The organism is Terrihabitans soli (assembly GCF_014191545.1).
GTDB classification, from domain to species: Bacteria; Pseudomonadota; Alphaproteobacteria; order Rhizobiales; family Methylopilaceae; genus Flaviflagellibacter; species Flaviflagellibacter soli.
Genome location: NZ_AP023361.1, coordinates 2,536,413 through 2,557,017 on the forward strand (window position 1 = coordinate 2,536,413; position 20,605 = coordinate 2,557,017).

20 protein-coding genes are annotated in these 20,605 nt (G+C 60.8%); 16 read left to right on the top strand and 4 right to left on the bottom strand.

Annotation, left to right across the window (positions count from 1 at the left end; all coding sequences use genetic code 11):
* The first annotated feature begins 1 nt into the window (after position 1).
* The 6 genes from IZ6_RS13260 to IZ6_RS13285 all read left to right on the top strand — a co-directional run bounded on the left by IZ6_RS13260 (position 2) and on the right by IZ6_RS13285 (position 6,116).
* Positions 2-790, top strand: a complete 789-nt coding sequence (locus IZ6_RS13260) for an amino acid ABC transporter ATP-binding protein (protein WP_222875519.1) — start codon at positions 2-4, stop codon at positions 788-790.
* Positions 791-979: 189 nt separating this feature from the next.
* Positions 980-1,672 (top strand): fumarylacetoacetate hydrolase family protein, encoded by a 693-nt coding sequence (locus IZ6_RS13265; protein WP_222875520.1) that lies wholly within the window; start codon positions 980-982, stop codon positions 1,670-1,672.
* Positions 1,673-1,764: 92 nt separating this feature from the next.
* On the top strand, positions 1,765-2,769 hold the full coding sequence (locus IZ6_RS13270; RefSeq protein ID WP_222875521.1) for a tripartite tricarboxylate transporter substrate-binding protein: 1,005 nt from the start codon (positions 1,765-1,767) through the stop codon (positions 2,767-2,769).
* The gene (locus IZ6_RS13275) at positions 2,766-3,302 is read left to right on the top strand and encodes a hypothetical protein (protein ID WP_222875522.1); all 537 of its coding nucleotides are present in this window, start codon (positions 2,766-2,768) and stop codon (positions 3,300-3,302) included. The genes IZ6_RS13270 and IZ6_RS13275 overlap by 4 nt, the downstream gene beginning before the upstream one ends.
* 13 nt (positions 3,303-3,315) lie before the next feature.
* Entirely contained in the window at positions 3,316-4,836 is a 1,521-nt protein-coding gene (locus IZ6_RS13280) for a tripartite tricarboxylate transporter permease (protein ID WP_222875523.1), read from the top strand.
* Between the two features lie 8 nt (positions 4,837-4,844).
* Complete coding sequence (locus IZ6_RS13285) at positions 4,845-6,116, top strand: LVIVD repeat-containing protein (RefSeq protein ID WP_222875524.1); 1,272 nt, start codon at positions 4,845-4,847, stop codon at positions 6,114-6,116.
* 1 nt (position 6,117) lies between these two features.
* On the opposite strand, the gene IZ6_RS13290 is transcribed toward IZ6_RS13285, so the two are convergent.
* On the bottom strand, positions 6,118-6,636 hold the full coding sequence (locus IZ6_RS13290) for a VIT1/CCC1 transporter family protein (RefSeq protein WP_222875525.1): 519 nt from the start codon (positions 6,634-6,636) through the stop codon (positions 6,118-6,120).
* 4 nt (positions 6,637-6,640) lie between these two features.
* Positions 6,641-7,786 carry a calcium/proton exchanger gene (cax, locus tag IZ6_RS13295; RefSeq protein WP_222875526.1) on the bottom strand — a complete coding sequence of 382 codons (1,146 nt, stop codon included), beginning with the start codon at positions 7,784-7,786 and terminating at the stop codon, positions 6,641-6,643.
* A 161-nt stretch (positions 7,787-7,947) separates the two neighbouring features.
* Between cax and IZ6_RS13300 the strand changes: the two genes are divergently transcribed.
* On the top strand, positions 7,948-8,676 hold the full coding sequence (locus IZ6_RS13300) for a hypothetical protein (protein WP_222875527.1): 729 nt from the start codon (positions 7,948-7,950) through the stop codon (positions 8,674-8,676).
* 14 nt (positions 8,677-8,690) lie between these two features.
* On the opposite strand, the gene IZ6_RS13305 is transcribed toward IZ6_RS13300, so the two are convergent.
* Both IZ6_RS13305 and IZ6_RS13310 read right to left on the bottom strand, forming a co-directional pair.
* Positions 8,691-9,788, bottom strand: coding sequence for an AbrB family transcriptional regulator (locus tag IZ6_RS13305; protein WP_222875528.1), 1,098 nt, complete (start codon positions 9,786-9,788; stop codon positions 8,691-8,693).
* A 159-nt stretch (positions 9,789-9,947) separates the two neighbouring features.
* On the bottom strand, positions 9,948-10,871 hold the full coding sequence (locus IZ6_RS13310) for a beta-1,6-N-acetylglucosaminyltransferase (RefSeq protein ID WP_222875529.1): 924 nt from the start codon (positions 10,869-10,871) through the stop codon (positions 9,948-9,950).
* A gap of 154 nt (positions 10,872-11,025) precedes the next feature.
* Between IZ6_RS13310 and rfbF the strand changes: the two genes are divergently transcribed.
* From rfbF to IZ6_RS13355, 9 genes are read left to right on the top strand one after another with little or no spacing between them, the layout of a single operon-like run.
* Positions 11,026-11,793 carry a glucose-1-phosphate cytidylyltransferase gene (gene rfbF, locus IZ6_RS13315; RefSeq protein ID WP_222875530.1) on the top strand — a complete coding sequence of 256 codons (768 nt, stop codon included), beginning with the start codon at positions 11,026-11,028 and terminating at the stop codon, positions 11,791-11,793.
* Positions 11,794-11,797: 4 nt separating this feature from the next.
* The gene (locus IZ6_RS13320; RefSeq protein WP_222875531.1) at positions 11,798-12,874 is read left to right on the top strand and encodes an NAD-dependent epimerase/dehydratase family protein; all 1,077 of its coding nucleotides are present in this window, start codon (positions 11,798-11,800) and stop codon (positions 12,872-12,874) included.
* Positions 12,871-13,437 (top strand): dTDP-4-dehydrorhamnose 3,5-epimerase, encoded by a 567-nt coding sequence (gene rfbC, locus IZ6_RS13325; protein WP_222875532.1) that lies wholly within the window; start codon positions 12,871-12,873, stop codon positions 13,435-13,437. The genes IZ6_RS13320 and rfbC overlap by 4 nt, the downstream gene beginning before the upstream one ends.
* A 13-nt stretch (positions 13,438-13,450) precedes the next feature.
* On the top strand, positions 13,451-14,755 hold the full coding sequence (locus IZ6_RS13330; protein WP_222875533.1) for an NAD(P)H-dependent oxidoreductase: 1,305 nt from the start codon (positions 13,451-13,453) through the stop codon (positions 14,753-14,755).
* A gap of 56 nt (positions 14,756-14,811) precedes the next feature.
* Positions 14,812-15,579 carry a metallophosphoesterase family protein gene (locus tag IZ6_RS13335; RefSeq protein ID WP_225873909.1) on the top strand — a complete coding sequence of 256 codons (768 nt, stop codon included), beginning with the start codon at positions 14,812-14,814 and terminating at the stop codon, positions 15,577-15,579.
* Positions 15,576-16,925: an O-antigen ligase family protein gene (locus IZ6_RS13340; protein ID WP_222875534.1), complete on the top strand. Its 1,350-nt coding sequence runs from the start codon at positions 15,576-15,578 to the stop codon at positions 16,923-16,925. The genes IZ6_RS13335 and IZ6_RS13340 overlap by 4 nt, the downstream gene beginning before the upstream one ends.
* 15 nt (positions 16,926-16,940) lie before the next feature.
* On the top strand, positions 16,941-17,627 hold the full coding sequence (locus tag IZ6_RS13345; protein ID WP_222875535.1) for a hypothetical protein: 687 nt from the start codon (positions 16,941-16,943) through the stop codon (positions 17,625-17,627).
* Positions 17,628-17,638: 11 nt separating this feature from the next.
* A complete protein-coding gene (locus IZ6_RS13350) occupies positions 17,639-19,900 on the top strand; it encodes a polysaccharide biosynthesis tyrosine autokinase (protein ID WP_222875536.1) in 2,262 nt (753 codons plus the stop codon).
* Positions 19,897-20,604: a hypothetical protein gene (locus tag IZ6_RS13355; protein ID WP_222875537.1), complete on the top strand. Its 708-nt coding sequence runs from the start codon at positions 19,897-19,899 to the stop codon at positions 20,602-20,604. Before IZ6_RS13350 ends, IZ6_RS13355 begins: the two co-directional genes overlap by 4 nt.
* Position 20,605 lies beyond the last annotated feature (1 nt).

Here is a 20,605-nt window from a genome sequence, read left to right on the forward strand (position 1 = left end):
TATGGCGTCCGAAGCGCTCGACGACATCGCACAGATCGACACGCCCGCGGCCTCGAAAACCAAAGTCGCCGTCGAAATTCTCGGCATGCACAAATGGTATGGCGAGTTCAACGTGCTGCGCGACATCAATCTGCGCGTCATGTCGGGCGAGCGCATCGTCATCGCAGGACCGTCGGGCTCCGGCAAATCGACGCTCATCCGCTGCATCAACCGGCTGGAGACGCATCAGAAGGGCCAGATCATCGTCAACGATGTCGAACTGACGAACGATCTGAAACGCATCGACGAAGTGCGCCGCGAAGTCGGCATGGTGTTCCAGCACTTCAATCTCTTTCCGCATCTGACCATTCTCGAAAACTGCACGCTCGCGCCGATGTGGGTGCGCGGCATCCCGAAAGCCAAGGCCGAAGAAACGGCGATGCATTTTTTGAAGCGTGTGAAGATTCCCGAACAGGCAAAAAAATATCCCGGCCAGTTGTCCGGCGGTCAGCAGCAGCGCGCGGCGATCGCGCGTTCGCTCTGCATGAATCCGAAGATCATGCTGTTCGACGAGCCGACCTCGGCGCTCGATCCGGAAATGATCAAGGAAGTGCTCGACACCATGGTCACCCTCGCCCAAGAGGGCATGACCATGCTGTGCGTGACGCACGAAATGGGCTTTGCCAAACAGGTCGCCGACCGGGTGGTGTTCATGGATGGCGGCCAGATCGTCGAGCAGAACGAGCCCGAGGCGTTCTTCTCCAATCCGCGCCATCCGCGGACCAAGGAATTTCTCAGCCAGATTCTTTGACTGTGCCTACCAAGTGCTGTCTCAGATAAAATATCTATATTTTTCAGTATATTAGAGAGGCCGCCGCAAGGCCGGCCGTGCTTTTGTGAGGCTGTCGGCGGCTGTGACGCCGCCGGGCGAATTGCGCCGCGCATCCATTGGTGCTAACCAATCCGGCTCTATTGTGACATTGGTTAAGTCCGTTTCGTTATGACAGCTGAATTCGTCGTTTCGCCGCCCGCGGTTACCACACTGCCGGTGCGCGGCTCTTCCAAGCTCTTCCCGATCCGCCGCGTCTATTGCGTCGGCCGCAACTATGCCGCCCACGCCATCGAGATGGGGCACGATCCGAACAAGGAGCCGCCCTTCTTCTTCCAGAAGAACCCGGACAACGTCATCCTCTCGGGCGAGAAGTTCCCCTACCCGCCGAAGACCTCCGATCTGCACTTCGAGATCGAGCTCGTCGTCGCACTCGGCAAAGGCGGCACGGATATCCCCGTCAGCAAAGCCCTCGAGCATGTGTTCGGCTATTGCGTCGGTCTCGACATGACGCGCCGCGACCTGCAGAGCGAAGCCAAAGATCTTCGCCGCCCGTGGGAAGTCGGCAAGGCGTTCGAACTCTCCGCTCCCTGCTCCGAAATCGTTCCTGCCTCCGAGATCGGCCATCCCGACAAGGGCGCGATCTGGCTCGACGTCAATGGCGAGCGCAAGCAGACCGGCGATCTCAACCAGCTCATCTGGAAAGTGCCGGAGATGATCTCGTATCTCTCGGGCCTCTTCACCCTCGCTCCCGGCGACATCATCATGTCGGGCACGCCCGCCGGTGTCGGCGCCGTGAAGAAGGGCGATGTGATGCATGGATTTGTGGAAGGGATCGGCGATCTGCACACGCCGGTTTCGTAATGACTTGAATGTCCGGCGCTTCCCTCAAAAGGAGGCGCCGGTTTCGTTTGAACGGCCAGGCGAAAAAAGCGCCGGCGATTTGGGAGGTATAAATGTCTGACCAGTTTATGACCCGCCGCGGCTTCCTGGCTGCCGGCACCGCGGCGACTGCCGCGCTTTGCGCCCCGGGCATCGCCCGTGCGCAGGAATTCCCGTCCGAGACGATGCAGGTTCTGATCCCGACCGGCGAAGGCGGCGGCGTCGATCAGGCCGCCCGCGCTTTCACCCGCGTCTGGGCGAAGCATCTCGGCAAGAATTTCGAGTTCTCGTACTTCCCCGGCGCTTCGGGCCAGGTCGGCTATGAAGTGTTCGTCGGCAAGCGCGAGCCGAACGCCTACAATCTCCTGTTCGGCAACATCGGTCCTGAGATGATCATGTATGCGACGCAGGACGTGAAATATAAGTACCCGGACGACATCATGTATTTCGGCGCGATCGACAGCGACGACAGCGTCATCTGGACGGGTGCGAACTCGAAGTTCAAGACGATCAACGACATGGTCGAAGAAGGCAAGAAGCGCGAGATCACGCTTTCGACCTCGCGCCTGCCGCATCCCTCGACCATCGGAGCGCTGGCTCTGGCTGAAGCCACCGGCATGAAGGTTCGCATGGTGCCCTATGGCGGCGGCGGCCCTGCCCGCGCTGCGGCGATCACCGGCGAAGTCGACGGCTGCGCCACCTTCCTGTCGTCCTCGCTCGGCCTGGCCGATCAGGCGCGCTTCCTCACCGTCTTCAACGAGACGAACCGCGCGCCGGAGCTCACCAACAATGCTCCGCCGGTCAACCAGGCGCTCGGCACCAAACTGCCGCCGCTCTCGGGCCAGCGCGCCTGGGCGATCCATCGCTCGGTCGCAACCAAATATCCGGACCGCATCAAGAAGCTCATCTCGACGATGAAGATGGTCTTCGACGATCCGGAATATAAGGAAGTCGCGGAAAAGGCCGGCACGCCCTGGCAGTTCATCCAGTATGCCGACGCTTCGGCCTGCGACTCGTCGGCCCGTGAGTTCCTCGAACTGGCGCAGAAGTACAAACCGCTTCTGTCGGCGAGCAAATGAGCCTGCACGACAACAACGTTCCTGACCCCGCACAGCGGGGTCAGGAACCGCGCGAAGCAACCGGCGGCGATTGGGTGATCCCCGCGCTCGGCTTTGCCTTCACGACCTACTATCTCTGGTCGATCAAAGATCTCGTCTGGGAAGCAAAAGTCGCGGCGGTGTTCGTCGCCGGCATGCTCTATCTCCTGATCGGCATCTTTGCGCTGAAGACGGTGCTCGGCCTCAAGCGCGGCTCGCTCGTCATCGATTTTTCGACACTCTGGGAAAACTGGCCCCTGTTCCGCATCCGCGCGCTCCTCTTCGGACTCGCGGCGCTCTCGGTCATTCTTCTCCCCTGGCTTGGCTTTACGCTGTCGACCTTCGGCTTCCTCCTCGCCGCCTTCATCTGGCTTGAAAAGATGCCGGCGAAGATGGCGTTCATTACCGCCGGCGCTCTCGCCCTTTCGGGCTACATTCTCTTCATCGCGATCCTGCGGACCGCGTTTCCTATGGGCCCGTTCGAGCTTGCCGTACGCGCCCTGACCGGCATCTGACGGACGTATTTCGATGGAACCCAGCCTAGGATTTGTTGCAGAACTTTTCGCCCACGCCTTTTCCTATTGGTGGCTGATCCTCATCGCCACCACGATCGGCATTATCATCGGCGCGATGCCGGGCTTCGGTTCGGCCAATACGATCATCATGCTCTTGCCGTTCACGCTCGCCGTGGATGTCGATGTGGCGATGATCTTCATGGTTTCGCTGTTCTGCGCCTCGCAATCGGGCGGCGGCATCACATCGATCCTCTTGAACATTCCAGGCAATGGCGGATCGGCCGCGACCTGTATCGACGGCTATCCAATGGCCAAGAAGGGGCTCGGGCAACAGGCGCTCGTTCTGTCCTTCGTCGCCTCGCAGGTCGGCGGCGTCATTACCGCGGGCGCGACGATCTTCCTTCTGCCCTATATGGCGAAGCTGGCCTTTTACATGCACAGCGTCGAGATGGTCGTGATCGTGCTGTTCGGCATCACGCTCATTGCCTCGATCGCTTCCGACAACATGCTGAAGGGCCTGATCGCAGGCGGCATCGGCCTCCTCATCGGCGCGATTGGCGCCGACCACATCTATTCGACGCCGCGCGGCACGTTCGGCATGATCGAACTCTATGACGGCGTGCCGCTGATCCCCGTCCTAATCGGCGTATTCGCGATTTCCGAAGCGCTCATCATGATCGAGAACCGCTCGGTTCTCTCCGAAGAAGGGCTCGAAGTCGCGCGCCGTGCCGGATGGAAGGAAACCTGGGAAGGCATCAAATGGTCCTTCCAGCGCACCTGGCTGATGATCTGGACGGCCATTATCGGCCTTGTGATCGGCATCGTTCCGGGCGCCGGCGCCTCCATCGCCGCCTTCGTCGCCTATCAGCAGGCGCGCCTTTATTCGAAGACGCCGGAGAAATTCGGCACCGGCATTCCGGAAGGCGTCATCGCCCCGGAATCGTCGAACAATGGCTGCGCGACGGGCGATCTTATTCCTCTGCTCGTCATCGGCGTGCCCGGTGGCACGACGGCGGCCGTCATGATGATCGTGATGACCTATCACGGCGTTCAGCTTGGCCCGCGCCTGTTCATCCAGAATCCGGAGCTCGGCTACGGCATCTTCGTGACCATGCTCGTCGCCTATCTGATCATGCTGTTCACGACGCTGCCGCTGACGCGCTACATCTCGAAGCTGATCCTGATCCCGACGGCGGTTCTGGCGCCCATCATCATCGCTTTCACGATGGTCGGCTCGTTCGCGCCGCGCGGTTATATGTTCGATCTGTATCTGACGCTGTTCTTCGGCGTGATCGGCTATCTCTGCCGCCGCACCGGCTATAATGTCGTCGCGATGCTGATCGGCGTCATTCTCGGACCGCTGCTCGAGGCGAACGTCATGCGTGCGCTGCGCATCTCCGGCAACGACCCGATGACGTTCTTTACGTCGAATGTCGGCAATGTGCTGTGGGTTCTGCTCATCATCTCGCTGCTGGTGCCGAGCCTCGTGACCTGGAACAAGAACCGTCAGGCGAAACTGCAGGCGGCGGTATAAGGACAAGCATGGACGAGAAAGTCAGCCTGACGCGCGGCACGCGCCGCGTCGCCCGCGTGGATATCCAGGGCGGCGGGCAGGTCGTGGTTGCGAACGGCTATGCTTTTCTCGGCCATATGTCGCCGCCGGACGGCACCAGCATTTTCGACGTCCGCGACGCGAAGAATCCAAAACTCGTTGCCTCGATCCCGCCGCCCGACCGCTTCTCGCATACGCACAAAGTGCGCGTTGCGGGGAAGTTGATGATCACCAATGTCGAGCGCCATCGCCGCCATTTCTACCGCAAGGGCGAAATGCTGGAGAGCGCTGCGGCAAGCCTTGAGCAGCAGCTTGGCCGCAAGCCGTCCGACTCGGAACTCGCAGAAGCCGTCGGTGTCAAAACCGCAGATCTTGCGGACCTGAAGGAAGGCCATGCGCGCGGCTACAACGATGGCGGCTTCCGCGTCTGGAACATCAAGGATCCGGCCAATCCGAAACTCCTGTCTTATGTGAAGACGGGCGGCATCGGCGTTCACCGTTTCGATATGGACGAGAACTACGCCTATATCTCCACCGAGATGGACGGCTATATCGGCAATATTCTCGTCATCTACGATCTGAAAGATCCGACGCTGCCGCGCGAAATCGCGCGCTGGTGGATGCCGGGCCAGCATCTGGCCGGCGGCGAAAAGCCGTCCTGGAAAGGCCAGCGCCATCGTCTGCATCACGCGCTGCGCGTCGGAGACCAGCTCTGGGCGGGCTGCTGGTATGCGGGCGGCTATGTGATCGATGTGTCCGACATCACCAAGCCGAAAACGCTCGGCTCCTACAACTACCACCCGCCATTCCCGGAGCCGACGCACACGCTGATGCCGCTGCCGCAGCCCATCAATGGCCGCAAGCTCGCGGTCATGGTCGATGAGGAGCACGATTACGTGCCGGGCCAGCCGCACGCGTTTTTGTGGGTGATGGATGCGTCCGACCCGGCCAACCTCAAACCGGTCTCGACCTTCCACGTCCATGAATCCATGTCGCCTTACGCCCACAAAGGCGGACGCTTCGGCGCGCATCAGTTCCAGGAAAAGCAGGTCGGCAGCCTGATCTTTGCCAGCTGGTTTTCGGGCGGCCTTCGCATCGTCGATCTGTCGATTCCCGAAAAACCCGAAGAGATCGGCTATTACATCCCCGAGCCCTTCCCCGGCCACTCCTCGCCGCAGAGCAATGATGTCGATGTCGACGAGCGCGGCCTGATCTATCTTCTGGACCGCGACCGCGGCTTCGAGATCATCGAGCGCATCTGAGCTAGCCGCCCAGCGCGATAATGGCGGCGACAAGCAAAGCGCCGATCGCCGCCATGACAAATCCTGAACGCCAGGGCACGAAGCCCGCATAGCGGCCGAGCTGATATCCGGCGATAAAAAGCGTGAGCAGTGCGATCCCGTTCGACACGCGCATTGCCAGCCAGACTTCCGAAATAAGCAGGAAGGGCAGGACGACCGGGAAGGTCGCGATCGTCACAAGCAGAAAGACGCCGAGCGCGCCGCGGAAATCCGAGAGCGTCAGCGTTGCGCGCGCGGATTTCGGACGTCTGGATGCACGGGCACGCTCCGTCGCCGTGCCGACAAGATACATCACGGCATCGACGAGGCCCCAGGCGATATTGCAGCCGAGGGCCGCGGCCAGAACGGTGCGAATCTCGTCATGCGCCGTCGCAACGCTCAGCGAGCCCGTAAAGGACAGCGCCATCAGCAGACCGAAAATGATCTCCGAGACACGGTCGATCGGATCGAGAACGCGAGATTTCAGATCCCTTGTTGCCATCGTCTCAGTGCGCTTGCGGGGGCAGGATATAAAGCGTGATGGCGAAGGTCGCATAAACGCTCAGGATCAAGAGACCGAGAAACCACGCCGACCGGCCCGAGCCCGAGACCAGAGCCGCAACGAGCGATGCGGCAAACACCATGAAGATCGCACCCGGCCAGAACTCCAGCGTCATCGGCGCCGGTCCTATGACAAAGCTCAGCAGAACGAGAACGGGGGCTACGAACAATGCGATCTGCACCGCGCTGCCGAGCGCAATGCCGACGCTGAGATCGAGCTTGTTCTTTCGCGCACCCGACCAGGCGGCAACGATTTCGCCGGCGGCGCCGACAATGGCGACGACAACAAAACCGATGAAGGCGCCGCCCATGCCAAGTGCAGCACCTGCGCCTTCCAGCGAGTGGACGAAGACTTCGGCAACAAAGGCGATCAGCAAAGTCGCAATGACGAGCACGGCGACGGCCTCGCCCACCGGCCAGAGCCCCTCCTCCTCGTCATGTCCGCCAGCGCTGACGGCTGACCCGAAATAGCCGCGATGGGTTCCGAGCGAGAAAACAAGCCCGCAGCCATAAGTCAGGATGAGAAGCACCGCGAGCAGGAAGCTAAGCTTGGCTGTGATCTGCTCTCCCTGCACCGCGCCGAAGGCCGAAGGCACGACGAGCGCAACACTCGCAAGGAACAGCATGCCGGCCTGCAGCCGCGCCGTGGAGCGGTTGAATTCCTGCGTATGGTATTTGAGGCCGCCGAGCAGAAACGAGCTGCCGAGCATGAACAGCGTGTTCGAAACGATGGCGCCGACGATCGATGCTTTCACCAGCATATATTCCCCGGCCTTCAGCGCCGTGAGCGCGATAATGAGTTCCGTCAGGTTTCCGAGCGTCGCATTGAGGAGACCGCCGATCGCATCGCCCGTTCGGTGAGCGATCGATTCCGTCGCGCGGCTGAGCAGCGCCGCAAGCGGCACAATTGCCAGCGCCGACAGGATGAAGAGAAGGGTCGATTGATCCGGCCGGGCGTGCCCTATCCAGAGGACGGCGGGAACAGCCGCGAGCAGCCAGAGCAGCGGGTTGCGGGCGATGTCCTGGAAAACCGAAGAGCCGGCATTGGCGGCTTTGGATTTTTTTCGGTTCGGGCTTCGGGTGCGGGCCAAGCGAGGTTTCCGGGTGGAACAGAAAAAAACCCTAAGGCGGCCGGGATATGCGGATTTGACTTAGATCAAATTCCCGAAATGACAGAAAACCGACAGAAACCCGTCGCACAACAGAGATACCGATAAGCCGTCCGGATTCCCGGACGGGATCTGAGGATCGGATGCTCGCACTCGCCCGTTTTCTCGCAGATCTCGCGCCGCACCGGCGCTGGGAGGGTGCTTTCCGCATCCTCGTTGCGGCGTCGGCGCTTGCCGTCGTCATCCTTTCCCCGGACGACCTCACGACCATGCTGGCCGGCCCCGGCGAGGACATTTTCGAGACGCTGAGCGTCGGCCTCGTTCTGATCGGCATCGCGCTGCGCGTTTCGGCGTTCGGCTTCCAGAGCGTGCCGGACACCGCCCTCAAGACCCACGGCGCCTATTCGGTCCTGCGCCATCCCGTTCTCGTGTCCGACGCGCTGATGGGCGCCGGCCTTATCATCGGCACGCAGGTCCTGTGGTTCATTGCCCTCGGCGCGCCGCTCGTGCTTGCGCTCCTTGCAACAGCGGCCGCGATCCGCGACGAAGAAACGGCGCGCGCGCTCGGCGCGATCGCCGCGGACTGGCGCAAGCAGATACCGGCGCTCATTCCCGATCTGTCGCAATGGAACACCGGCGGGTTTGAATTCTCAGGGCGCGCCGCGCTGCTGCGCACCATGCCGGCTTTGTTTGCCGGCGTTGCCGGGCTGACCGCGCTTGAAATCACCCATGATGTTACGGTCGGCGCGGCGAGCTGGAATTTCTGGCCGGCGGATTGGGACTATTACCTCGCCGCTTTGGCCGCGAGTTTCATGGTGATTGCGGCGGATATCCTCGTCGCCCGCGCGGGGCGGCTGCCGGACAGCGCATAAGCGCCTCGGGGACTTCAGTCCTTCACTTCTTCTTCCGCTGCGTAATCCTCATCTGTCGGCATTTTCCGCGGCTGGAAGAGGAAGCGCACGATGAGCGGCAGCGAGAAGGCGATGCACAAAAAGCGCACGAGATGATGCGCCGCCACAAAAGCCGGGTCGACATCCAAGAGGAAGGCCATGATCACCATGGCTTCCAGCGCGCCGGGCATGAAGGCCAAGATCATCTTCGCCAATGAATCGCCCGTCAGCGCGGCGGCCGCGAACGCAAACACAAACGACACCGCGGAGGCCAGCACAACGGCAATGACCGCCGGCAAGAGATAGGTCTTCAGCGTCGAAAAACTTGTACCGGCAAAGCGGCTGCCGGCGTTTGCGCCAAGCACGACAAACCCGAAGATCAGAAGAAGCGGCGGGATCCTCTCATGGACGATGCCGGAGCCGTAGAGAACCGCGCTCACCAGCATCGCGCCGATCATGGCGCCGGCGGGAAAGCGGATCAGCATGCCGAAAATGCCGCCTGCAAGGCCCGCGCACAATGTCAGTACAAGTGCGAGCGTATTCGTCTCGACTGCCGCGACGCGCATGACCGCATCGGCATGGCCCGCCGCAACGATCGCCGTCGGGATGCAGGCGACAAGCAGAAAGAGACGGATGAATTGTGCGAAGACGACGCGCCTCATATCGGCACCCGCCACTTCCGACATGACGAGAACGGCCGACAGCGCCCCGGGCGCGGCGGCAAAGAAAGAGGTGCGGCGGTCCCAGGCGGCGGCGCGCTCGAGATAGGCGACGAGGATGAACACCAGCACCGGCAGCGACACGATCAACAGAGCCATCGAGATCGGCCAAGCCGGCAGGCTGGCAATGGTCGCGGGTGTCACCGCCGCGCCCATCGACGTGCCGAGAAGCATGAAAACCCCATCGCGCAGCCACCGGTTCACACCGACCGGCACGCCGACCATGGAAGCCAGAGCGCACATGACGAGCGCCCCCGACATCCAGCCGGCGGGCACGCCGAGAAAGGTGAACACCCCGCCCCCGGCAAGACCGACGGCAAGAGTGGCAAGATTGACCGCCAGCTTCTGCCCGCGCGATCTCTTCTTTTTCGTCATGCGTGAAATGTCTGCGGCCACAACCCGTTCGTGCGGCGACGACTCCAAAATGAATTCAGTTCGGGGGTATTGCGCTTTATCGCCGGGGATGTCGATACGCCTAACGACCGAATAGCCCGGTTTTATCGGACCGTGACGGCACGATCCCGGGCACGCGCATCAGACGCCGAGAATTCCCGCGACAAGGCTTGCGGCCACACGCGGCTCTCTCGTTGGCGGCTCGCCGTCCTCGAGCAGATCGGAAACCGAGAAGCCCGGCGCACCGATCCGTGCGGACAGAAAGTTCATCACATCCGAATCCTCGCCGGCATCGAACTTTCGAGCAAACATTCTTTGGCTGTTGCAGAGAGCCGAAAGATTGCTCATCCGCACGATATCGGGGCTTGGCTTTGTCGGCTGCCAGAATTCGAGATGCGTGCCTTCATTGAGCCAACGGTCCGCAAACGGACTGTCGGCGATGAGGTTGTGCATGAAGGCTTCATCGGGAATTTTGGAGAAACGAAGCCGACGGGCGAGCCGCTTTGTTTCCGGCGCGGTGGCCAGCCATTCGCAAAACTCGCGGCTGAGGGCGTGCCACGCATTGCCCTTCAAGGGCGGCGCCTTGCCGAGCAGGCGCGAACTGATCAAAGGCAGATAACGCAGCTTGCCCTGCCATTCGAAATGAAACCGCTGGGTTCGCGCATCCGCATGCTCACCCATGATGGGGCCCGCGCTGAGCCCGATTGCGCTACGACCGTTCAGCCGGCGCAAACCGCGAACACGCTCATCGTACGTACATAAAGGATAATCCTGACCGCTGAGCCTGACAAAGTAGTCCCAGGTCTCGTTATCGGCGAGCGCTTCGCGAATGCCGCGCAGTTCGCAATCGACCATACTCCAGCCGCCCCAGACGATCGGCTGCCGTGTCATCAGGCGTACATTGTCCAGACCCGCTACTAGGCTTTCGATTTGATCGTAGAAGGCCTGATCCGAGCGCTTGTTGACATGAACAAGAAACAGATCGGTCTCATTATAGATGGCTGAGAAGAGCCACCTGAATTGATCGGGCATGTGGTGGATGTTGATCTGGAACGCAACACGCATCCGAGTCTCCAGAAGGTCTGGACGGGCTCTCTTTCCAATTGCCCAAGTAATGGGCATGTACCCGTAAAGGATGTTTCTTTTTATTCCTTGTTAGAATTTTAGCAAGGCTTTAAGCAAAAGTTGGTTTTGCCGCTTTCAAACTGGGTAAACGCGTATGAAAGCTGTCATTTTAGCTGGCGGTCTCGGCACACGGCTTTCCGAGGAGACCGTAATCCGTCCAAAACCCATGGTAGAAGTCGGCGGCAAGCCGATCCTGTGGCACATCATGAAAATATACAGCAGCCACGGGATCAATGATTTCGTGATCTGCCTGGGATATAAAGGCGAATATATCCGCAGCTACTTCGCAAACTACTTCTTGAATGGCTGCGACGTGACGTTCGATCTACGTGACGGGTCGCAGACTATACATACCAAGAATGCCGAGCCCTGGCGTGTAACGCTTGTCGATACGGGACAGAACACTCAGGTCGGCGGGCGCATCAAGCGCATCATTCCTTACGTCGCCGACGACAAGGAATTCTGCCTAACCTACGGCGACGGCGTCGGAAACGTCGATATCACCAAGACCATCGCACTTCATCGGGCCGAGGGCCGGCTCGCGACCGTCACTGCCACGCAGCCGCCGGGCCGTTTCGGCATTCTGCGGACCCAGGACAGCAAGGTTCTTGGCTTCCGCGAAAAACCGGAAGAAGGCGGCTGGATCAACGGCGGCTATTTCGTGCTCAGCCCGAAAGTCGGCGCGTACATTGCAGATGACAGCACGGTCTGGGAACGCGAGCCGCTCGAACGGCTGGCGGACGAAGGGCAGTTGTCGGTTCATCATCATGATGGCTTCTGGCAGCCGATGGACACGCTGCGCGATCGCGGGCTGCTTGAGGATTTATGGGCGAGCGGAAAAGCTCCCTGGAAGGTGTGGTGACGACATGCGCATCCTGATCAACGGCAATATGGGTTATATCGGACCGGTGGTGGCCGCCCATTTGCGGCACGCATTTCCGGATGCAACTCTGATCGGGCTGGATGCGGCCTGGTTTGCGCACTGCCTGACATCCGCCAGCGGCCTTCCGGAAACCGCTCTCGACGAACAGCATTTCGGCGATCTGCGCACGTGGTCTGCGGAAGAGATCGGCCGCTACGACGCTATCGTTCATCTTGCCGCCGTCTCGAACGATCCGATGGGCAAGAAGTTCGAAACCGTCACCGACGAGATCAATCACCGCACGACCGTCGAAGTGGCAAAGCTCGCCGCCGGAGCGGGCGTGAAGAATTTCGTCTTTGCGTCGAGCTGCAGCATTTACGGATTTGCCGCGAGCGGCGTGCCGCGGACGGAAAAGGATCCGACCGATCCCCTCACCGCCTATGCAAGATCGAAGATCGCGACGGAAGTCGCTCTCGCGGCGTTGCCGAAGCACAACATGACCGTGACCTGTCTCCGCTTCGCGACAGCGTGCGGAATGTCGCCTCGTCTGCGCCTCGATCTCGTTCTGAACGATCTTGTCGCTGGCGCGCTGGTCGCCCGCCAAATCACGGTGCTGAGCGACGGCAGCCCCTGGCGCCCGCTGATCCATGTCCGGGACATGGCGCGGGCCATCGAATGGGCGATTACGCGCTCGCCGCAAAATGGCGGCCAGATGCTGGTCGTCAACGCCGGGTCCGACCGCTGGAACTATCAGGTTCTCGACCTTGCCAACGCCGTCAAGGCGCGCTTTCCGGACGCCGAGCTCTCGATTAACAAGGACGCGCCGCCGGACAAGCGTTCCTACAAGGTCGACTTTGCGCTGTTCCGCCAGCTTGCACCCGACCATCAGCCCATCGAAACGCTTGAGGGCGCGATCGCCGAACTGGCCGACCGTCTCGCCGAGCTCGACTTCGCCGACACCGACTACCGCAATTCGCAGCTCATCCGTTTGAAGGTTCTCGAGCGTCATATCGCGCGCGGTCAGCTGACCGATGATCTTCTGCCGGCCGCGGGAACGCCTATGCGGACTGCGGCGCAATGAAGTTTGTCGAGACACCGCTTCAGGGCGCCTTTCTCATCGAACTCGAAAAGCGGGGAGACGATCGCGGTTTCTTCGCCCGCTTCTTCTGTGAAGAGGAATTCGCGAAGGCCGGTCTCGAGACGCGCTACCTGCAGATCAACAATTCCCTGACATCGAGCAAGGGTACGCTCCGTGGCATGCATTACCAGCTGGCGCCGGCCGCCGAAGTGAAGGTCGTGCGCGCCGTCAAGGGTTCGCTTTACGATGTGATCGTCGATCTGCGGCCGGACTCGCCCACCTACGGCAAATCTTTCGGACACGAGCTCAGCGCGGACAACCGCACCATGATGTATGTGCCGCGGGGTTTTGCGCATGGGTTCGTGACAACCAGCGACAATGCGGAAGCCCTTTATCTCGTGAGCGCGGCCTATGTTCCGGAGCTGGAGCGCGGCCTTCGTTTTGACGACGAATGGCTCGATATCGACTGGCCCGTCGAGCCTGTCGCCGTTTCCGACAAAGACAAATCCTGGCCGTCTTTCGATCCCGCCTTTCACGGTGTCGAGCTTCTGCGCGGCATCAAATAGACGCGAGAAACACATGATAATCGTCGATCGTCTTCTGGCCCGCCGCGCATCCGAGAAAAGTCCGGTGCGCGTCGCGATGATCGGCGCCGGCTTTATGGGCCAGGGTGTTGCCAATCAGATCGTCAATTCGACGGTCGGAATGGAACTCGTCGCGATCGCCAACCGCACCGAAGCGAAAGCGATAAATGCCTACAAATATGCAGGCGTCGAGAAACCGGTCTCGGTTGGAAACCGCTTTGCTTTGCAGAAGGCCATCGAGGCGGGAACGCCCGCGGTCACCGACGACGCCGATCTTCTGTGCGAGGTTGACGGGATAGATTGTCTCATCGATGTCACCGGCGCGGTTGAGTATGGCGCCCGGCTCACCATGCACGCCATTAAGCACGGCAAGCATATGGTGTCGATGAATGCCGAGCTCGACGGAACCGTCGGCCCGCTACTGAAGTGTTATGCCGAAAAAGCCGGTGTGATTTTTTCCGGCAGCGACGGCGATCAGCCCGGCGTTCAGTTGAATCTCCACCGGTTCGTGAAATCGCTGGGCCTGAACCCGCTGGTCTGCGGCAACATCAAGGGCCTTCAGGACCCCTATCGCAATCCGACGACGCAGGAAGGGTTCGCCAAAAAGTGGGGCCAGAATCCGTACATGGTCACGAGCTTCGCCGACGGCACGAAGATCAGCTTCGAGCAGGCGATCGTCGCCAATGCGACGGGCATGAGCATTGCCCGGCGCGGCATGCTCGGCCTCGATCATCAAGGCCATGTCGATGAACTGACGAAGGTCTACGACATTGAGATGCTGCGCGAACGCAGGGGCATTGTCGAATATGTCGTCGGCGCAAAGCCGGGACCCGGAATTTATGTTCTTGCTGAACATTCCGATCCGAAGCAGCAGCACTACCTCAATCTATACAAGCTCGGCGAGGGCCCGCTCTACAGCTTCTACACGCCCTATCATCTTTGCCATTTCGAGGTGCCGATCTCGGCGGCGCGTGTCGTTCTCCTCGGCGACCCGGTCCTGCAGCCGCTGGACGGTCCGGAAGTGGATGTGGTTACGACCGCAAAAATCGACCTCAAGGCCGGCGAGACGATCGATGGGCTCGGCGGATATATGACCTATGGGCAATGCGAGCGGTACGACATCTCGCGCGCCAAGCTTCTGCCGATGGGTATGGCCGAAGGATGCCGCCTGAAGCGCGACGTGCCGAAAGACGCCGTCCTGACCTATGAAGATGTCGATCTTCCGACCGGACGCCTGATCGATCAGCTACGGTCCGAACAGGACCGGATTTTCACCGGCAAGACGAAAGCGGCAGCTTGAAAGGCCCGAGCAAGGCCGAAATGGTGCGCATGATCTTCTCAAGCATGAAAAGGAGATTGACCACCGCCCGCCTTCCCGAAGGCGGACCCGACGCAACATCGCAGGGGCCGGGCGTCACCGTTTATCCGCCGGCGCCGGTTGGCACGACGATATATGTCGTTGGCGATGTGCACGGACGCGCCGACCTGCTTGAAATCATTCATCGCCGGATCGATCGCGACACGCAGGACTCCAAAGGGCGCGTTCTCGAGGTGTATCTCGGCGACTATATCGACCGTGGCGGAGACTCGGCCAAAACAATTGCCAAGCTCGTCAAACGGCGCGAGCAACACGAACTCGTCTGCCTGCGCGGCAATCACGAAGACATGCTGCTCGGCTTTTTGCAGGATCCCGGCTGCCTTGACGCGTGGCTGCGCCTAGGAGCGGGATCCACCCTTGCGTCCTACGGTGTGAATGTCGGAACTCTGGCCAGCCGCAGTCGTCGACAGGTACATACGGAGCTTCTTGCCAACCTGCCGCAGGAGCACGCCGACTTCCTCGAAACATTACCATCGCACTATGAAATCGGCGGCTATTTCTTCGCGCATGCCGGAGTCCGGCCGTCTGTCGATCTCCAAAAGCAGTCCGAAAACGACCTGACGACGATCCGTGCGGATTTTCTCGAGCATACGGGCGACTTCGGGCGGATTGTTGTGCATGGCCATACGCCGGTGGTGGCGCCGGAGTTTCGCCCGAACCGGATCAATATCGATACCGGGGCCTTTGCAACGGGAACCCTGACCTGCCTGAAAATCGGCGGCCGAGGTCCGCAGGTTCTGCTTTGACTACTCAGCTGCGCTCCGCCGGTTCGCGCCGCGCGGCCTTCTTCGCAAGTATCCTCATACTTGGCCTTGCGCCTTTGCCGTTCGGATCGACGGACGGCCTCACCCAATCGCTATGGACCCTGGTTTTGGCAGGCGTGGGCCTATTCGTCGCCATACGCGGCGGCGTCGGGGGGGCCGCTCGTGTAATCGCAACAACGTTCGCCTTCACTGGAGCGGTTGTTCTGTATGTCCTGTTTCATGCGCTGTTCCTGATGCACCGCGCGCCGCCGGGATCTGAGATCCTGATCCCCGTTCTTACAAACGGGGTTGAAGCAGCACATGGCGCACTCCTTGCGTGTCAACCGGTCATGGCAGCCGCCTTGGCCTTCAGTCTCGCCGCGATCGCGGCGCGCCCACCGGGAAATCTTGCCCGGCTCTGGGACGCCTGTGTAGTGACGGGGACAGCGTTTGCAGCGATTGCCTTGCTGCAACAGGTATTTATGCCGGGCTGGATTTTCTGGGAGGCCAAGAGCGCCTATCTTTCGAGCCTGACCCTGCCCTTCGTTAACCGCAATACGGCCGCGGCCTATTACGGGATGGTGGCGCTGATATCGCTGGCCCGCATCTCCTTGGTCATCGATCGGAGAAATCGGCTGCCCCGCTTGAGGATCCTGTGTCTTGTCATCGTGCTGATCGCTTTTTTTGCGACAGTCTCCCGTGCCGGCATCGTGATCTTCTTCTCCGCAATGCTGTGTTTTGCGCTGGTGAGCCGCCGCCAGCTCTTCGGCGGGGTTCCGGCGAAATGGGTCTGGGGCGGCGCGCTCTCGATGCTGCTTATCGGTCTGCCGGTGCTGGCCGGCCGTTTGGCAGCGCGCTTTTCCGTCGAAGGATTTTTGGACGACAGCCGCGCCTGTGTTTACGAGGCGACGTTGCGAGGGATCAAAGATTTCCTACCCTGGGGTGCAGGTCTCGGTTGGTTCGAATGGGTGCTGCCGGCCTATAGGAACATAGGCTGTGGCATCTCCGGCATATGGGAAACAGCACACAGCTTCTATTTACAGGGGCTGTTTGAGCTGGGCTGGCCGTTTCTGGTGGCTGTGGCCGCGTTTTACGTAATCGCTGCGGTATTTATACTAAGGGTCAACTCGGGCTCTTCAGGATTGACGATAAAATGGGCAGCAGTGGCTTTGTTGTTCGCAATCACCGCTCATAACGTTATTGACTTTTCGCTGCAAATATTTGGTTTCACTTTGCCTTTATCTGTTGTACTTGGTTCCGCGGCTGGCTTTCTGGCGAGGGGTGCGCGAAGCGTTAGCGCCCCGTCCCGGACCTCAATGTTGCGCCATCAAGGCGCCATGGAGGCGTAAGAGTAGAGGCGTAACATGGCTCGCTCACTCATCGTTTTGACGGCATGTCTTTTCATGTCCCCTGTTCTGGCAGAGGCCCAGGATGTTTCGACGCCGCCTGCGGCGGCCGGGAACTCTCAGGCGGCACCGACGGTCAATCCCTTGGATGTGGTGCCGATCGGCGGGTGCATGCTTCCCCCGGCAAAACTCGGCCAGGGTGAAATCGACGCATTTCTCGCCAACCCGGACCAGGCCCTCGCCTTCTCCAAGGATCATCTGGATTCTCAGGCCTATCGCCTCGTCGGCTCGGACATCTCAACCCTCAAATCGTTCCTCGCCGTCAATGCCAAGGCGACAAGCGATCAGAAGGGCACTCTGGCCGGCGCACTCGCGCGCGTCGCACGTATGTGCGCGCCGCATCGGCCGGATATCACGACCTATATCCAGCTCGAGATCGAGCGTAACGCCGAAAACGAGCTGCTGACGGCGTTCCTCGCAATTACCGATTTTCTTGAGACAGCAGCCGTTCGCGGCGCCGGTCCGCAGAGCGCCGGCCCGGGAGCAGCAGGCATCGGCGATACGGGCGGCGGGCCCGCAACACTCGGCCCGTCGATCTACACGCCCCAGAGCGGCCCTTCCTTCTCGTTCTCGGGCGGAGGTGGATCACAAATTGCAAGTCTGCGTTCGACATCCGGCGGGTCGCAAAGTCCGATCCGCCCGTGAAACCGGATTGAATGATGCTGGAACGGATCGAATATCACCGCCCATCGAGCCAGGTGCATCCGACGCCGTCCCCGACGCTGAACCTCGACGTGGTCCTTCAGGCGGCGCGGCGGCAGATGGGCGTCATTGCCGGCTGCGTCGTCGTCGCGGCGATCCTTGCGCTGGTCTATCTGTTCTCCGCCGTTCCGCAGTACACGGCAACGGCCAAGGTTCTGATCAACCGCACAAATAGCGGCGCGTCCGACCGCATCGCGATCGATCCAAACGCGTCCTTCGATTCCATCGAAGTCGAAAGCGAAATGGAAATCCTCAAGTCCGAGCGGATCGCGGCCCTCGTCGTCGACAAGCTAGACCTTTCCAAACTGACAGAGTTTTCGGGCCGTCGCGCCAGCCTCGGCAACTCGGTTCAGAAAGTGCTGACGGCGATCGGGCTCGCAGATCCGCCGCCGCCGCCCAATCCCGAACGGGCCCGCGCGATGGCGATCGCGCGCCTGCAGGGCGGCGTCGATGTCAATCGCATCGGCCGCAGCTATGGACTGGAACTGGAGTTCACCTCGATCGATCCAAAGCGGGCCGCCGCGATCGCCAATGGATTTGTCGACGCCTATCTCGACGATCAGATGGCGTCGAACTTCGAAGCGTCCAAGCGCGCGAGCGAATGGCTGCAGAAGCGCATCGAGGACCTGAAGCAGCAGTCGCTGACTACCGATCTTGCGGTGCAGAAATATCGCGCGGAGAACAGCCTTCTGTCGGCCAATGGCAGGCTGGTCAGCGAACAGCAGCTCGCCGACATCAACAGCCAGCTTTCCGTCGCGCGCACCCAGCTGACGACTGCGGCCGCCCGCTTCGACCGGCTGACGACGATCATCGAAAGAAACGACACCACCGCTCTCGTCACCGAAGCCCTGGACAGCGGTGCCATCCAGAGCCTCAGGCAGCAGTTTATCGAAGCCCAGCAGCGGGAGACGCAACTGACGGCTCGCGTCGGCCCGGAGCATGCTGCGGTCCAGCGCGTTCGCGACGAGAAGGCGGAACTTTCACGCCTGATGATGGACGAACTCCGGCGCATCGCCCAGGGTTCGCGCAGCGAAGTCGAAATCACGCAAAGCCGCGTCACGTCTTTGCAGAACGACCTGACGAAACTGCTCGCCGTAAATGCATCCGCAAATGATGCTCTTGTCGTCATGCGCGAGCTGGAACGCGAAGCGGAGACCTACCGCACGCTCTATCAGAGCTATCTCGCGCGTTATCAGGAAGCCGTACAGCGGCAATCCTTCCCCGCTTCGAACGGGCGCCTCATCAATGCTGCCAAACCGCCGGGCGGCGCCAGCTCACCGAACTGGGGGCTTGCCATTGCGCTGGCCATGGTTGCGGGCGGCGCCATCGGTACCTGCCTTGGCGGCTTCCGCGAGTGGCGCGATCGCACCTTCCGCCGCGCGGAAGATGTCCGCGACGTCCTTGGACTGGAACTTCTGGGCATGGTGCCGCTGGCGGAAAAAGCCGACCAAAAGATCTGGTCGCGCCCCCTGGGAAGCGCCGGGCCCAAAACGCAGACGAAAGTTCCCCTCTCTTACGTCATCGACAATCCGCTGTCGCAGTTCGCCGAAACCATGCGATCCATCAAGATCGAGATCGATCTCAAGGTCGATCAGAAATCTCCGATCGTCATTGGCATCGTTTCGACCTATCCCGACGAAGGAAAGTCGACGATCTCCGCCAACCTCGCGGCATCCCTGGCAAGCGCCGGCGCGCCGACGCTGCTCATCGATGCCGACATGCGCAAGCACGGCCTTACGATCGCGCTCGGCGCCCAGTTCGAGAAGGGCCTGCAGGAGGTCCTGACAAAGAACATGTCGGTGAAAGACGTCATTACGAAGAACAAAGTTACCGGCCTGTCCGTGATCCCGAGCGGTGGCATCGGTTCCGTGCTGCACACGGGGGAGCTGCTGAGCTCGCCGGCGTTCAGCAAGCTTGTCGAGAGCCTATCGAGCTACCGCTACATCGTCCTCGATTTGCCGCCGCTTGCTCCCATCGCCGATGTCAGGGGTACGGCCGCCAATATCGATGCGTTCGTCTATGTCGTCGAATGGGGTCGAACCGAAAAGAAAATGGCGGCCGAACTGATGCGCATCAACGATCGCGTCTGGTCGCGAACGATCGGCGTTGTGCTGAACAAGGTGGAAGTTAAGAAGTTCGATCAGTATTCCGGTTCTTCCATCGCCTCTTACGGCGGCTACTACGCGCCCAGGGCCGACGAGTCGACCAAGGCATGAGGATTTCTACCGGTCGCATATTCATCGGCGCCATTTCGATTGTTGCGCTGGCGACCAGCCTGACGAACCTTGCGACCGAAGTTTGGGCGATGAGCGGCAGCTATATCGCAACAGCGTTTGAGAAGGGCGAAATCGGCCCCGCAATGTCGCCGCGCGAACTGGCCCGGTCCGATACCGCCATCGCCTTCGCGGGATGCAGACCCCAGCTTTATCGTCAGGCAATGACGCTGAGACTGGCATATCTGGATTCGGCGATCTCCGATCCGGCAAACGCTTCATCGGCCGGCGAGTTGACGGAGGCCGCTGACGCGATCGGCCGAGCCCTGCGCTGCAACCCTTATGATGGCAATCTGTGGCTTCGCGCCGCGAGCCTCGAACTTGTCCGTACCGGAAATCTCGGGCGATCGGTCGAGTTTCTGGATATGTCGCGAAAGCTTGCACCGAGCGAGGGCTGGATCATCCGGGCACGGCTTCCGGTCGCAAGGTCGCTGGCGACGTCGAACCCGCGGGCGCAGCAGATTCTGAGAGACGATTTTATCGCTCTGGCGACGTCGAAATGGTCGCGCGACGCTGCGGCTTTCTATCTCCGCAGCGACAGTGAAAGCCGCCTTGCCCTCGACGGGGTCATCAAGGAAACGCCGGAGACGGCAATGCACCCCTTCCGGACCTGGCTGCGGCGGCTTCAAGACCACCACAAATCATAGC